This window comes from Enterobacter cloacae complex sp. 2022EL-00981, from assembly GCF_028737495.1.
In the GTDB taxonomy this organism is placed as follows: Bacteria; Pseudomonadota; Gammaproteobacteria; order Enterobacterales; family Enterobacteriaceae; genus Enterobacter; species Enterobacter cloacae.
Genome location: NZ_JAQZRK010000004.1, coordinates 95,478 through 110,327, shown reverse-complemented (window position 1 = coordinate 110,327; position 14,850 = coordinate 95,478). Strand labels below are relative to the sequence as shown.

At 56.1% G+C, this 14,850-nt stretch carries 13 protein-coding genes; 4 read left to right on the top strand and 9 right to left on the bottom strand.

Annotation, left to right across the window (positions count from 1 at the left end; genetic code table 11):
• Nucleotide 1: 1 nt before the first annotated feature.
• Both lplT and aas read right to left on the bottom strand, forming a co-directional pair.
• A complete protein-coding gene (gene lplT / locus PUZ33_RS05540; RefSeq protein WP_038983856.1) occupies nt 2-1,195 on the bottom strand; it encodes a lysophospholipid transporter LplT in 1,194 nt (397 codons plus the stop codon).
• Complete coding sequence (gene aas / locus PUZ33_RS05535) at nt 1,188-3,347, bottom strand: bifunctional acyl-ACP--phospholipid O-acyltransferase/long-chain-fatty-acid--ACP ligase (protein WP_058680962.1); 2,160 nt, start codon at nt 3,345-3,347, stop codon at nt 1,188-1,190. The genes lplT and aas overlap by 8 nt, the downstream gene beginning before the upstream one ends.
• A gap of 422 nt (nt 3,348-3,769) precedes the next feature.
• Here aas and galR point away from each other — a divergent pair, with 422 nt between their 5' ends.
• The gene (galR, locus tag PUZ33_RS05530; RefSeq protein WP_013098559.1) at nt 3,770-4,786 is read left to right on the top strand and encodes an HTH-type transcriptional regulator GalR; all 1,017 of its coding nucleotides are present in this window, start codon (nt 3,770-3,772) and stop codon (nt 4,784-4,786) included.
• Here galR and PUZ33_RS05525 read toward each other — a convergent pair.
• From PUZ33_RS05525 to PUZ33_RS05510, 4 genes are all read right to left on the bottom strand, one after another.
• Nucleotides 4,747-5,223, bottom strand: coding sequence for a GNAT family N-acetyltransferase (locus PUZ33_RS05525; protein WP_040021659.1), 477 nt, complete (start codon nt 5,221-5,223; stop codon nt 4,747-4,749). The genes galR and PUZ33_RS05525 overlap by 40 nt on opposite strands.
• Nucleotides 5,220-5,993, bottom strand: coding sequence for a GntR family transcriptional regulator (locus PUZ33_RS05520; RefSeq protein ID WP_013098561.1), 774 nt, complete (start codon nt 5,991-5,993; stop codon nt 5,220-5,222). Before PUZ33_RS05520 ends, PUZ33_RS05525 begins: the two co-directional genes overlap by 4 nt.
• A 90-nt stretch (nt 5,994-6,083) precedes the next feature.
• Nucleotides 6,084-7,511 (bottom strand): glycoside hydrolase family 1 protein, encoded by a 1,428-nt coding sequence (locus PUZ33_RS05515; RefSeq protein WP_058680963.1) that lies wholly within the window; start codon nt 7,509-7,511, stop codon nt 6,084-6,086.
• A gap of 7 nt (nt 7,512-7,518) precedes the next feature.
• Entirely contained in the window at nt 7,519-8,844 is a 1,326-nt protein-coding gene (locus PUZ33_RS05510) for a PTS sugar transporter subunit IIC (protein WP_058680964.1), read from the bottom strand.
• 300 nt (nt 8,845-9,144) lie between these two features.
• Here PUZ33_RS05510 and PUZ33_RS05505 point away from each other — a divergent pair, with 300 nt between their 5' ends.
• Complete coding sequence (locus PUZ33_RS05505) at nt 9,145-10,182, top strand: LacI family DNA-binding transcriptional regulator (RefSeq protein ID WP_023620433.1); 1,038 nt, start codon at nt 9,145-9,147, stop codon at nt 10,180-10,182.
• On the opposite strand, the gene lysA is transcribed toward PUZ33_RS05505, so the two are convergent.
• The gene (lysA, locus tag PUZ33_RS05500; protein WP_029883890.1) at nt 10,152-11,414 is read right to left on the bottom strand and encodes a diaminopimelate decarboxylase; all 1,263 of its coding nucleotides are present in this window, start codon (nt 11,412-11,414) and stop codon (nt 10,152-10,154) included. The genes PUZ33_RS05505 and lysA overlap by 31 nt on opposite strands.
• Nucleotides 11,415-11,536: 122 nt before the next feature.
• Here lysA and PUZ33_RS05495 point away from each other — a divergent pair, with 122 nt between their 5' ends.
• Nucleotides 11,537-12,463: a LysR family transcriptional regulator gene (locus tag PUZ33_RS05495; RefSeq protein ID WP_058650439.1), complete on the top strand. Its 927-nt coding sequence runs from the start codon at nt 11,537-11,539 to the stop codon at nt 12,461-12,463.
• Here PUZ33_RS05495 and PUZ33_RS05490 read toward each other — a convergent pair.
• On the bottom strand, nt 12,458-13,150 hold the full coding sequence (locus PUZ33_RS05490; RefSeq protein ID WP_047024522.1) for an aspartate/glutamate racemase: 693 nt from the start codon (nt 13,148-13,150) through the stop codon (nt 12,458-12,460). The genes PUZ33_RS05495 and PUZ33_RS05490 overlap by 6 nt on opposite strands.
• A gap of 135 nt (nt 13,151-13,285) precedes the next feature.
• On the opposite strand from PUZ33_RS05490, the gene PUZ33_RS05485 reads away from it, so the two are divergent.
• On the top strand, nt 13,286-13,609 hold the full coding sequence (locus PUZ33_RS05485; protein WP_013098568.1) for a cupin domain-containing protein: 324 nt from the start codon (nt 13,286-13,288) through the stop codon (nt 13,607-13,609).
• A gap of 40 nt (nt 13,610-13,649) precedes the next feature.
• On the opposite strand, the gene wzz(fepE) is transcribed toward PUZ33_RS05485, so the two are convergent.
• Complete coding sequence (gene wzz(fepE) / locus PUZ33_RS05480; RefSeq protein ID WP_013098569.1) at nt 13,650-14,774, bottom strand: LPS O-antigen length regulator Wzz(fepE); 1,125 nt, start codon at nt 14,772-14,774, stop codon at nt 13,650-13,652.
• Between the last annotated feature and the right edge of the window lie 76 nt (nt 14,775-14,850).

Here is a 14,850-nt window from a genome sequence, read left to right as displayed (position 1 = left end):
ATCAACGGCGACGCTGCCAGAGCCATAATCCGGCAATCGCCAGCGCAAACAGCGCACCGAATCCTACGCCAATCCCCACCACCGGCACACCGACTTTAACGGCCAGCGAATAGAGCCCCAGCATTAACAGCATCGCCAGGTTTTCACCGAGATTTTGCACTGCAATGGCATTCCCTGCGCCGACGGTCTGCTTGCCGCGCTCCTGCAACAGCGCATTGAGCGGCACAACGAAAAAGCCCCCCAGAATACCAATCAGGACAAGCAGCGCGTAGGCGGGTAGCAAGGCGTGTTGCAGCGAGAAGATAAGCACCACCACGCCAATCAGGATCCCCGCAGGCATGCAGCGTGCAACGGTCTCAAGCGTCACCAGCTTCGCCGCCGCGCCAGCCCCAACGACAATCCCAATCGCCACCATTGCGTTAAGATAAGTCGGTGTCGCATTGTCAGTAATCCCCAGCGCCACCGGCACCCACAGCACCAGCAGAAAACGCAGCGTGACGCCTGCGCCCCAGAACATGCTGGTGCCCATCAGGGAGAAGCGCGTTTCACCGTTACGCCACAGTACGCGGCAGGCGTTGAAGAAACTGCCTGTCATAGGCGTAAAGCGCCAGGATTGCCCCGGGCGAGCCACCGGCAATTTTGGAATAAACAGGTTGGCTACCACCGCCCCGCCATACACCACTGCACACACGCTCAGCGCCGCCAGCACATGCCAGTCCGCCAGCACGCCCCCTGCGACAGAACCGAGCAGGATCGCCGCAATGGTAGAGGACTCCATCAGCCCGTTGGCTTTCACCAGCTTATCGCCGGTCGTGAGTTCCCCCAGGATACCATACTTCGCCGGGGAGTACGCCGCTGCGCCAATGCCCACCAGCGTGTAGCCGATAAACGGGTTGATACCAAAACAAATACTGGCGGCGCCCAGCAGTTTCAGGCCGTTCGCAAACATCATCACCCGGCCTTTCGGGAAGCTGTCCGCCACCTGTCCGACAAACGGAGCGAAAATAATGTAAGCACCCACAAACACCATCTGCAGGATGGGCTGGCTCCAGTCTGGATAAAACTCGGCCTTCAACAATGCCAGGGTGGCAAACAGTAACGCATTGTCACCAAAGGCAGAGAGAAACTGGGCGGCAATGACCGCCATCATGCCCTTCGACCAGAGTGAGGTGTTAGTGTGTACTGACTCACGCATTTTGCTGTTCCGCCTCGTCAACCATACCCTTCAGGGTCACGAAATCAGGCTTCCCGCTGCCCAGCACCGGAAGCTGCTTCAGGTAACGAATATCGCGCGGTACCGCCAGCTCAGGAATGCCATGTTCACGCGCATGCTGTAGCAACCGGTCGCGTTTCAGTTCGCTGTCGGTGGTGAACAACACCAGTGCTTCGCCTTTGCTGGCATCGCTCTTCACAACCGTAGCATGCAGCTTGTCAGCGGATACCGCTGTCGCCAGTTGCTCAACCATCTCCAGCGAGACCATCTCACCCGCAATTTTGGCGAAGCGTTTTGCCCGGCCCTGGATCTGCACGAAGCCCTGTTCATCGAAACGGACAATATCTCCGGTGTCATACCAGCCCGTCTCACTCTCGCCATTGACGTTTTCCGCCGTCGGCACTTCCAGCACGCCCGGATTTTCCACGCGCAGATAACCGTTCATCACGTTTGGCCCCTTGAGTTGCAGACGGCCACCGTCCTCAATGCCAGGTACCGCCAGCAGACGCGCATCCATTCCCGGCAGAATACGGCCCACCGTCCCCGGCTTCGCCGCCATCGGCACGTTGATCGAGACCACCGGCGCGCATTCGGTAACGCCATAGCCTTCAAGAATGCGCAGACCAAACTTGTCCTGCCAAATCTGGCGCGTGCTCTCCTGCAGTTTTTCCGCCCCGGCCACCACATAGCGCACGCGGTAAAAGTCATACGGATTGGCAAAGCGCGCGTAATTACCGAGGAAGGTTGAGGTGCCAAACAGCACGGTGCAGTTACGGTCATACACCAGCTCCGGCACAATGCGATAATGGAGCGGGCTTGGGTAAAGGAACACTTCGGCACCGGTCAACAGCGGGGTAAAAAGCCCCACTGTCAGGCCAAAGGAGTGGAACAGCGGCAGCGCCGACATGAACCGGTCATTGGCGGTAAAGTCAGCAATACTTTTAATCTGCTCCACGTTTGCCAGAATGCTCTTGTGACTGTGAACCACCCCTTTCGGGTTCCCCTCTGAGCCAGAGGTAAAGAGGATAATGGCGTCATCTTCCGGCTGCTGTTTGACCTGGGCCAGACGCGGCATCAGCAGGTGAGCGAAAATCCACAGCTTGTCACCCGTCGTCACATCCGCTTTCAGATCTTCCAGGAAGACCCAGCGTACCTGCGTCAGCTGCTCCGGCAGGTGCCACAGCTTGCCTTTGTCGAGGAACTGGCGCGAGGTAAAAACGGTATTGATTTGAGCCGCGGTGATGGCACTGGCCAGCCCTTTTACGCCCGCCGTGTAGTTCATCATCGCCGGGATACGGCCCCGGGAAACCGCGCCAAAAATCACCGCCGCGCTGATCCCGGCGTTAGGCAGCATCAGGCCAATCTTCTCGCCTTTCTGGCTGTATTTCTCAAGAATACGTCCCACGAACAGGGTTTTGGTCAGCAGCTTGCGATAGGTGTCCGGGGTGAAGTTAATGTCTTCAATGCAGTTTTTCTTCGCGCCATAGCGGTACTGCGCCGACAGCAGAGATTCATAGAGCGTTTCGCGCGGGCGGACGGCCATCCGCGCTTCCATCATGATCTGGTGCAGCATTTCACCGGCGATTTTACGGCGGTCGCGCGCACGCGGCGCGTCGGGCATCGGTAATGAGGTTGGCGGCAGAATATGCAGGGTAATTTTCGGGAACAGGCGCTGCTTCACTAACCCTTTCAGACGACTGAAATGGGTGAGCTCCGCCCCTTCAATACGCAGTGGCACAACGGTCGCTTTTGACTTCGCCGCCACAAACCCTGCCCCGTCGTAGATTTTCATCAGCGAGCCGGTGACCGAGATCCGCCCTTCCGGGAAAATCACCACCGGACGTCCCTGCTCAACCAGACGTACCAGATGTTTAATCATCATCGGTTTTGTCGGGTCGAGCGGCACAAAATCAATCAGCGGGGTGAGCCAGCGCATGTACCACTGCTGACTAATAGAGGTATAGACCGCAAACACCGGGCGCACAGGCAGAAACAGCGCCAGCAGGATGCCGTCGATAAAGGAAACATGGTTTGGTGTGATAAGTACACGCTCGCCGCGGAGCGCCGTTGCATCGCCCGTTAAACGGACGCGAAAGAGGATACGGAACAGTGTGCGAAAGAACCCAAAAAGCATCTCAACTCCCTTTGCCAGCCAGTGTGAAGGGTAAGTAAATGGTGGCAGATTACACGAGAAGTGGTACAGGAGCGACAGCAAAAATAGAGGCGAAAAAAAACCTGCGCATCCGCGCAGGTTGGTGCAAGAGATGAGTACGAAACCGTACTAAGAAATCTCACCAATCAATACCTCTGGGATCTCAACTTTATCAATGTCGTCTTCTTTCCCGCTATCGGACAATCGCAACAGCCTGAGGCAAAGTGTAACTAAAGGTTCAGATTGACATTATTCCGACATGTCTGGCCGTGTAACGATTACACCGCCGGGGTTGTGCTGCGTCACGTTTGTGGAGAGGGAAAGTGCGCCCCCCTTGAATGCACGGCGCTTTTCCGCAACACTTATTGGCGTGTAAACGCTTACCCCCACTAAGAAGGTAATGAATGGCGACAATAAAGGATGTGGCCCGTCTGGCAGGTGTTTCCGTCGCGACCGTGTCGCGCGTGATCAACGACTCCCCAAAAGCCAGTGACGCATCACGCCAGGCGGTGCAAAACGCCATGGAATCTTTGAACTACCATCCTAATGCTAACGCCCGTGCACTCGCTCAACAGTCAACCGAAACCATCGGGCTGGTTGTCGGTGATGTCTCTGACCCCTTTTTCGGCGCCATGGTGAAAGCGGTTGAGCAGGTTTCTTATCAAACCGGGAATTTTTTGCTGATCGGCAATGGCTATCATAATGAACAAAAAGAACGCCAGGCTATCGAGCAACTGATCCGCCACCGCTGCGCGGCGCTGGTTGTCCATGCCAAAATGATCCCCGACGCCGAACTCATTCATCTGATGAAGCAGATCCCCGGCATGGTGATCATCAACCGGATTATTCCCGGGTTTGAGAAACGCTGCGTGGCGCTCGACGACCGCTACGGTGCCTGGCTTGCCACCCGCCATCTGATTCAACAGGGTCACACCCGCATTGGTTATCTCTGCTCAAACCACCCCATTTCCGATGCCGAAGATCGCCTGCAGGGGTATTACGATGCCCTGCGCGAAAACGGTCTGCCGTGCAATGACCGGCTGGTGGCTTACGGTGAACCCGACGAGAGCGGCGGCGAACAGGCAATGACAGAGCTGTTAGGACGTGGAAGGAACTTCACCGCAGTCGCCAGCTATAACGACTCGATGGCAGCCGGAGCTATGGGGGTGTTAAATGACAACGGGATTGAGGTGCCGGGAGAAATTTCCCTTATTGGCTTCGATGATGTGCTGGTCTCCCGCTACGTGCGCCCTCGCCTGACCACCGTCCGCTACCCCATTATCACCATGGCCACGCAGGCGGCCGAGCTGGCGTTAGCACTCGCCGAGCAGCGTCAGCCACCGGAAATCACCCACCTGTTTAGTCCAACGTTAGTGCGCCGTCACTCTGTTGGGGCACCCGCCGAAGCCCCGGACGAATAGCGATAGAGATGTACCGTTTTGTCCGGGTACTCCAGCGCATCGCCGATATACTGCCAGCCGTAACGTTCGTAGAAGTCACGGCAGGCAGACCAGAGATGCAACGTGTCATACCCGGCCTGTGCGGCATAGTGGATAACATGCTTTTGCAGCAGCCCCGCCAGCCCCTTGCCTCGCGCCGCATCATCCACATACAGGGCTGCCAGCCAGGGGCAAAGATCCTGTCGGGTGATCAGATCGCAGCGCCAGAGCCCCACGGTGCCTACAAGCTGTTCGTTCTCCAGGGCAATAAAGGTCAGCGGTAATGCGCCCGGCGTCTGGCTGTGCTCAACAATACTGTGGAAAAACGCCCGGGGCAGGCCGTCGCCAAAGGCCTGCCAGATCCAGTCGGTCACCTGCTCCGCATACTGCGGTGCGGCGTAGAGCGGCAGAATAGTCATACCAGCTTCCCCTGGAAAATAGGCACAGATTCAAAGAGATAGCCGTCAAAGTCCGGCGCGTCTTCGTCTGAGAGTTCAAGTAAGCTCTTTTTCACGTTTTCCAGATGCTGGAACATTGCCTGCCAGGCGCCCATGACGTCACGGCGGCGCAGCGCGGCCAGGATGGTTTGCCGGTCACCCAGCCATTTCAGGCGGTACGCGCGGCTGGCGATGTGGCCATTAAACTGCTGCCACAGCGGACTGCTGTCCATGTGATGCCAGATACTCTCCACCGTCGCCAGCAGCATCTGATTTTGCGTCGCGCCCGCCAGGACCAGATGGAACATCTTATTGTTGTCCTGACTATTATCGTCGGCGGCAATCGCGCGTTGCTCCTGCTCGATAATACGGCGCAGATTGTCGATGTCTGCACGGGTCGCCATTTTGGCGGCAAACGCGGCAATATTGCTTTCGAGGAGCTGACGGGCCTGTAAAATCTCAAACGGCCCCACGTCGCTATTGAGAAAACGCTCTTCTTCGTTTTCATGCTCTTCGGGGATGCGCATCACATAAACACCGGAGCCCTGGCGAATATCCACCGTGCCCTGCAACTCCAGCATCAGTAAGGCCTCACGCACGATGGTGCGGCTTACGCCGTACTTCTCGGCAATATTGCGCTCAGGAGGAAGGCGCGAACCAACGGGATAGTGCCCCTGGATAATCTGCGCCCGTAAATCCTCGCCAATTTCCTGGTACTGTTTTTTTTCCGGCAGGATGACAGCCTTATCCACGTTTTCACCTGTTTTTTCAGTTAATGCGCAGACCGGGCGTCCTCCCGGCCAGTTTGTGCGCTATTTTACCAGAACCGGCATGCTTTTCGCCTACTTCCATTCATCATCAACCTGAAGCGTGAGCCTCCGCGTATCGCGTAGCTGCCGGAACCAGAAGGCTGATTTTTTTGCTCGTCTGGCACGCTGGTTATCCAGATCGATCTCAATCAACCCGTAGCGGTTTTTAAACGCGTTCATCGGCGAGACGTTGTCGGTAAATGCCCACAGCATATAGCCATGGCAGTTCGCCCCCTCCTCCCGCGCCAGCAGCGTGTAGTAGAGGTGTTCGCTGATGAAATCGATGCGGTAAGTGTCGTCGATAATCCCATCGCGATTGCGAAATTGCGCTTCGTTTTCCACTCCCATTCCGCTTTCCGCCACAAACCAGTCGATATTGCGATAGTCATTTTTAATCCGCATCGCCATGTCGTAAATAATGCGCGGGTAGATCTCCCAGCCGCGGGAACGGTTCATGCGCCGCCCCGGCAGTTCAAACGGCTCGTAGTAGTATGCCGGGTGGAATGGCGTGTCCGGATGCCAGGCGCGGGAAGGTGCCTTCACACGGTGCGGGTAGTAGAGGTTAATCCCCAGTTCGTCGACGGTGTTATCCGCAATCAACGCCAGCTCGTCCGCGGTGTACTCCCACTCAACCTGATGCTGCTCCAGCAGGGTAAAAAGCTCTGCGGGATAGCGCCCGTGCACCAGCGGGTCGAGGAAGACACGGTTGTAGAACAGGTCATACATCTCAGCGGCCCGCAGGTCATGCGGGGCGCAGGAGCGGGGATAGGTCACCTCCGGGTTGAGAATACAACCCACAGAACCGCGATGGCCTTTCTCGCGAAACAGCTTCACCACCTTTGCCGTCGCCAGCACCTTATGGTGATTCCACTGTATCCACGTGCCGGTGTTCTGCTCATACGGCCAACGCAGCGCGTCCAGATAGACGCGGGTCTGGACGACAATCGGCTCGTTGAAGGTAAACCAGCGGGTCACTTTACCGTGGTAGCGTGCAAAGACCTTTTCCGCATAGCGGACAAACAGCTCAACCACATGCTTTGACGCCCAGCCGCCGTAGGTATCCAGCAGCACGCCCGGCAGTTCGTAATGTTCGAGGCAGATCATCGGCTCAATGCCCTGACGGTGCATCTCATCGAACAGCGCGTCGTAGTAGGCAGCGTACTCTTCATCCACCGTCGCGTTTTCGTAGTCGGTTAAAAAGCGTGACCAGTTGATCGAGGTGCGGTAGTGCGTCAGCCCCGCCTGCTTCATCAGGGCCACATCCTCGCGAAAACGGTTGATAAAATCGGTCGCCACCGCCGGGCCATAGCCGTTGTGCCAGACGTGACGGTCATTCTTGTACCAGAGATCGATCCATGAATCCTGCCCCGGCTTTTTACCGCTCCAGCCTTCGGTCTGCCAGGCCGATGCGGCCGCGCCGAGAATAAAATCCTGCGGTATGGCTATCTGTTTTGTGCTCATCGCATCCTCACAGGTTGTCAGTGGCCTGCTGCAGCGCGGCCTGCTCTGCGCGGCGTGAAGCGATTTTCACAAACGGCAGATAGATAATGACGGCAGTCACAATGCAGATGAGCTGGGTGATCACCGCCCCCATCGAACCTGCCGTAGAGAGCCAGGCGTTGATCAGCGGCGGCGTCGTCCACGGCACCATCACCACCGCTTTACCGGCAAACCCGGTCACGGTGGCGAAGTAGCCGATGGAGCCCGTCACCAGTGGAGTGATAATGAAGGGAATGGCGAGGATCGGGTTAAGCATGATTGGCATACCGAAGATCACCGGCTCGTTGATATTAAAAATCCCCGGGCCGATGGAAAGCTTGGCGATCTCTTTCATCTCCTTGCGTTTGGTGGCAATCATCACCGCGATCAGCAGGCCGATAGTCAGGCCCGAACCGCCGATGCTCATATATACATCCCAGAACGGCATGGTGATGATGTTCGGCACCTCTTTACCCTGCTCAAACGCGCTCATGTTGACGGTGATCGCCCCCAGCAGCAGCGGCTCGCGGATCGGCTTGATCATCTGGTTGCCGTGGATACCAATCACCCAGAAAAGCTGTGCAACGAACATCAGCAGCAGGATCCCAGGCAGACTTTGCACCACCCGCTCCAGCGGCTGTTGCACCACCTGATACACCGCGTCGTAGAGATACATCCCGGTGATCTGATGAAACACAAACCCCAGTGTGGCAATGGCGGTGGTGGTAATAATCGCCGGGATCAGCGCGGAGAACGACGCGGCCACGTTAGGCGGCACGGTGTCCGGCATTCGGATCTTCAGCCCCGGGCGGTTCTCCAGCCAGCAGTAGATTTCAACGGACAGAATGGCGATAAACATGCCGAGGAACAGGCTGCGGGTATCTGAGAACTGGCGCAGCAGCACGTCTTTCACCACGTGCATTTCGCCATCCACCAGCATCTCCACGGTGGTGGGCGTCACGCAAATAAAGCAGATCACCGCCAGCAGCCCCGGGAAAAGGGATTTGATACCGTTGATGCGCCCCAGCTCAATGCCAATCAGGAATACCGCACCAATGTTAAGGAAGTTCAGCGTGGCGTAATTCAGCGCGCTGGTGATCGGCTTTAGCGCGGCGAGGAACGACAGCGACGAGAAGCTCGCCAGGCCGTTTTTCGGATCCAGCACCATATTGGAGATCAGCACAGAGAACGCCCCAACGATGATGACCGGCATTAATGTAATGAAGGCTGACTTGATCGCCATGATATAGCGATAACTGTTGAATTTAGTGGCGAAACTGCCCAGAGCGTCGATCAGTTTTTCCTGCAATGCCATAGGGTATTACCTCAGTAAAAGGGCTTTTATTGAATAAGGTGTACAGCCGGATACTATTGGCATACCAAAAATAGCTTTATGAGGGTAATGGTTCTGTGATTAAGCTCTCAACACCACCAGCGGTATTCCAGATCGTGATTTATGACCAATTTGGTATACCAATTGCAGCAATTTCTTCGGTTCTGACAGATCGTTACTGAAAAGCGTGATCGTGATGGGCGTTTTGCCCTTCCCGCGTCGCTTATGCGCCGGATGGTCTGTGTTAAACTGCAGATCGTTACGTGGAATCAGGAATGTCTAATGGCAACAATGCTGGATGTCTCACTGCGCGCAGGTGTATCAAAAGCCACGGTATCGCGCGTGCTGAACGGCACAGGTCAGGTCAAAGAGAGCACGCGTCAGCAGGTGTTCGCGGCAATGGAAGAGCTGGGGTATCGCCCGAATTTTCTCGCGCGTTCGCTGGCTAACCAGACCAGCAACAGCATTGGTCTGGTGGTCTCGACCTTCGATGGCTTTTACTTTGGCCGCCTCCTTCAGCAGGCCTCCCGGCAGACCGAAACGCACGGGAAGCAGCTGATCGTCACCGATGGTCATGACGCGCCGGAACAGGAAGAACAGGCGGTACAGATGCTGGCCGATCGCAAGTGTGACGCCATTGTGCTCTACACGCGGTACATGAGCGAAAAAGCGATCATGAAGTTGATCCACTCCGTGCAAACCCCGCTGGTGGTCATCAACCGGGAAGTCAGCCAGGCTCCCGATCGCTGCGTCTTCTTCGAACAGCAGGATGCCGCCTTTAAGGCCGTGGATTACCTGATAAACCAGGGCCACCGTGAGATCGCCTGTATTACCGTCCCTATCCACACCCCTACCGGTAAAGCCCGCCTGATGGGCTACCGTAAAGCGCTGGAAAAGCACGGCATTCGTCTGGATGAGCGCCGGATTAAGTACGGCGATGCGGGCATGACGCGGGGGTATGAGTTGTGCAGGGAGTTGATTGCCGACGGTGTGCCGTTTAGCGCCCTGTTTGCCTGTAACGATGATATGGCGCTGGGAGCCTCCAAAGCCTTGCACCAGGCAGGGCTGAAGATCCCGCAGGATATTTCACTGTTTGGCTTTGACGATGCGCCCAGCGCAAAATGGCTGGAGCCTGCGCTCTCATCGGTCTATCTGCCGATAGATAATATGATTGTCACGGCCATCGACCAGGCGATCCGGCTGGCAAAAAACCAGCCGGTAGAAGCGATCCCGCCGTTTACCGGTACGCTGGTACTACGCGACTCGGTAACCACGGGGCCATATTTTACTCAGACGAGTTCCAGCGCCAGCAGCTCCTGAATGGTCTGGCGGCGACGGATCAGCCGCGCCTTGCCGTTATCAAACAGCACTTCCGGCAGCAGCGGGCGGCTATTGTAGTTAGAAGACATCGACGCCCCATAAGCGCCGGTATCGTGCAGCACCAGATAATCCCCGGGTTTCACCTCCGGCAGCGCGCGGGTTTCTACTTTACCCCCTTCCTGCTGGGTAAAGACATCGCCCGATTCACACAGCGGGCCTGCGACAACCGTATCAATACGTGGGGCGTCGGTTAAATCGCGGCCATCGGCGGCGAGCGCTGAAATATGGTGGTAGCTGCCATACATGGACGGACGCATCAGGTCATTAAAGCCCGCATCAATCAGCACGAAGTGGCGCGATCCCATCTCTTTCACGCTACGCACCTGAGCAACCAGCACGCCAGATTCCGCCACCAGGAAACGACCCGGTTCAATTTCGAGCTTCACCGGATGCCCCACATGCGCGGCAACTTTGTCGCGGGCGGCGCTCCACAGGCCGTAATAGTGATCGGTATCGATCGCCTCTTCCCCTTCACGATAAGGAATCGAGAGGCCACCACCGGCGGAAATCGCCTCCAGATCCTGCCCAAAGTCGATAACCTGACGCACCATCGCGCCGCACACCTGTTCCAGGTGACCGTAATCCACGCCCGAACCAATGTGCATATGAATGCCCACCAGCTTCAGGTTGTAACGCTGTAATACCTCCAGGGCGGCGGGCATATCGGCATACCAGATGCCGTGTTTACTGTTTTCACCGCCAGTGTTGGTTTTCTGGCTGTGACCATGCCCAAAACCGGGGTTCACACGTAGCCAGACGCGGTGGCCGGGAGAAACCTGTCCAAGCTGTTCCAGCATATCCACAGACCCGGCATTAACCGGGATCTGCAGTTCATGCACGCGGGCAAGCGTCGCGTCGTCGATCAGATCCGCAGTAAAGACAATTGCGTCAGGATCGGTTTTAGGATCGTAACCAGCCGCCAGCGCGCGCTCGATTTCACCCAGCGACACGGAGTCAACCTTCACGCCCTGCTCGCGCATCAGGCGCAGGATATGGATATTGGAGCACGCCTTCTGGGCAAAACGCACCACGTCAAACTGATGCAGCGCGGCAATTTTCTCGCGAACGATTTGCGCATCGTAGACCCATACCGGGCAGCCAAACTCGGCAGGCAGGCGCAGCAGGTTGTCGGCATTTAAATCGGTGTCAGTCTGGTTAAGCGGGCGTGGCATGGTCTTCTCCGGGTGGTCATCTTTTTTATGATTACGCCACAGCAGAAAGAGAATAAAAAATATCGTTTTATCGCGAGTCTATGCAAAAATGATATGGACAGTCCTTCGCTTTCAGGTGCCCTATGCCCGCCGTCAACTTACGCCATATTGAGATTTTTCACGCCGTGATGACCGCCGGCAACCTCACCGAAGCCGCGCAGATGCTGCACACCTCGCAGCCTACGGTAAGCCGCGAGCTGGCACGGTTCGAGAAAGTGCTGGGACTGAAACTGTTTGAACGCACCCGGGGCCGGCTGCACCCAACGGTACAAGGGCTGCGTCTGTTCGAGGAAGTTCAGCGCTCGTGGTATGGGCTGGACAGAATTGTCAGTGCCGCGGAAAGCCTGCGCGAGTTTCGTCAGGGCGAACTGTCGATTGTCTGCCTGCCCGTCTTTTCACAATCCTTTTTACCGACGCTGCTGCAGCCTTTTCTGGCCCGATATCCGGAGGTCAGTCTCACTATCGTGCCGCAGGAATCTCCGCTGCTGGAAGAGTGGCTTTCAGCGCAGCGTCACGACCTGGGGTTAACCGAAACCCTCACCACCCCTGCAGGTACGGAGCGCACGGAACTGCTCACGCTGGATGAGGTTTGCGTGCTTCCTGCCGGGCACCGGCTTGCCAGTAAAGCAATGCTGACCCCCGCTGATTTCCACGGGGAAAATTACATTAGCCTGTCGCAGACCGACAGCTATCGACAGCTGCTGGACACGCTGTTTGCCGAACATCAGGTAAAACGCCGGATGGTGGTGGAAACGCACAGCGCGGCCTCAATATGCGCGATGGTACGTGCCGGGGTAGGCGTAGCCGTGGTTAACCCGCTTACGGCACTGGACTATGCCGGGAGCGAGATTGTGATTCGCCCGTTTAGCCTCTCCGTCCCGTTTACCGTCAGCCTGATCCGCCCCCTGCATCGCCCGGCGTCGGCACTGGTAGATGCCTTTACCGGGCATTTAGTTGAGCATGCGCGTGAGGTGGCGCTTCGCTTACCTGACCGGCAAAATCCGTTATGACAGCATAAACTCCACCGCATCAGCAGCGTGAATGGCGGCAGTGTCGAATACCGGGATCGGGCTTCGCTCAGCCGGTACCAGCAGGCCGATCTCGGTACAGCCGAAGATCACCCCTTCTGCCCCCTGCCGGGCAAGTTGTTCAATCACGCTGACGTAATACGCCCGGGAAGATTCACTGAAGGTGCCGAGGCAAAGCTCATCAAAAATAATCTGATTAATGCGCGCCCGGTCGGCGTCATCCGGGATCAGGCTTTCGATACCGAACTCACCGCTCAACCGGCCACGGTAAAAATCCTGCTCCATGGTGTAGCGCGTGCCCAGCAGCGCCACGCGACGCATCCCCGCCGCGCCAATCGCGCGCCCGGTCGCATCCGCAATATGCAAAAACGGCAGCGGGCAACGCGCTTCAATGTGCGAAGCGACTTTATGCATCGTGTTGGTACAGAGCAAAATCCCTTCGGCACCGGCACGCTGAAGCCCGAGTGCCGCCTGCGCCAGTATCTCTCCGGCTTTGTCCCATTCACCGCTCGACTGGCACGCTTCAATCTCATGGAAGTCCACGCTGTGCAGCAGCAAACTGGCAGAATGCAGTCCCCCGAGGCGCTGCTTCACCCCTTCATTAATTAAACGATAGTAGGGAATGGTCGATTCCCAGCTCATGCCACCCAGCAGGCCGATTGTTTTCATTATCCCTCCTTCTTTGTTTATCTCAGTGAAGCAAACTTGTGATCGCGTTTCCAGTTCTTTGTCGCGCCGTTTCTTTTTAAAAAGAGGTGATATAAATTAAATGAAACAATATTTCATTTTATGATGAGGGAAAGCATGTTTATTTTCCACAACGAGACCACGCTTGACGATCTGGGTAACGGCGTAACCCGTCGGATCCTGGCCCATAGCGGTAAGATGATGGCGGTTGAAGTGAATTTCGCCCAGGGCGCGATTGGCCCGATGCATAGCCATCCGCATGAACAGCTAACCTATGTGCTGTCCGGTGAGTTCGAATTCACCATTGGTGAAGAGAAGCATATCGTCAGGGCCGGCGATACGCTCTACAAAGCGCCACACGTCATGCACGGCTGCGTATGTCTTCAACCCGGCACCCTGCTGGATACCTTTACCCCCGTACGGGAAGATTTTCTGCAATAAAAAAGGGCGCTGATTTCAGCGCCCTTTTTCTCTGCGTCAGTTATTCCGCTACCGGCTCTGGCAGCGGGTTACGGCTAAGCATCGCTTCACGAAGCAATACGCTACCGCAGGCGAACAGCCCACCCAGGATCCCCGCCAGCATGACAATCAGCGCTTTCCCCGGGCCATCTTTTTTCACCGGCATGGAAGGCGAAAGCTGATATTTGAAGGGTTCCAGTTTAACGTCTTCAACGGAGAGTTTTTTCAGCTGCGCCAGATAATATTCACGGTTCTGGAAGTCTGCATTCAGCTCAGACACATCCTTGAGATTTTTCTCAATCTGCAATTTCTGCGCGATACCGTCAGCGCCGAGGGCAACGGAGTAATCCGGATCGTCTTTTACGGCCTGTCCGTTGCTGTAGACAGGTTTCTTAATACCCGCCGCGTTAGCCACTTCCAGCGAATAGTTAAGACGCTGCAGATTGGTGTTGTGAATATTGGTCAGACGCACCCGATCCAGATCCAGCTGCTGCTCTACCACCTTCGTTTTCAGGGCGAGCTGGTTACGGATATTCAGCATGATCTCTTGCTCGACAATCGCGGCAATATACTTGATATACCCTTCCAGAACGGTTTGCGCATCTCCCGCCGTGGGGGCGGTGAAGCTGAGCGTCCAGGAGACGTAAGGCGCTTTATCCGCGTCTTTTACCTGAGTGTTATCAATCGCTTTCATCTTCTCAGAGATATTGACCACCGCACGATGCAGCTCCAGCGGATCCACGTTTGTCCCCTCAAGCTGTGACATAACGTAAGGGGAGGATTTCATATACTCTTCAAGCAATGACTGCGACTGAAACTTTTTGATAAACAGTCCAAACACTTCATCACGGGACACTTTTACGTCCACATCCAAAACCTGGAGTGCCACCATCATCTGGCGCAGCGGGTTCCACTGCGTCTGTTCGGCAGGCGTGATCACCGCTTTACTGGTCCATTTCTGCGGCAGTAAAAAGGCAATCGCCAGTCCGGCCAGCGCAAACGCGAACGCAATTGCGATGATGCGTTTTTTGGCGGCAAGCAGGATGTCTAACAGCCCCAAAAGGTCGATTTCTTTAGTGCTGACAGCCGGGGTGGCATAAGAAGGAAAATCGAGGTCCGTGTTTTTTTTGAAATCCATCGCTGACATAGACGTTCTTCTGTTAAGAGTGCAGGTAATTTCTGCCTCGTGAGTTCAAGTGGTCCGATGATACAAGAAAGTAAGA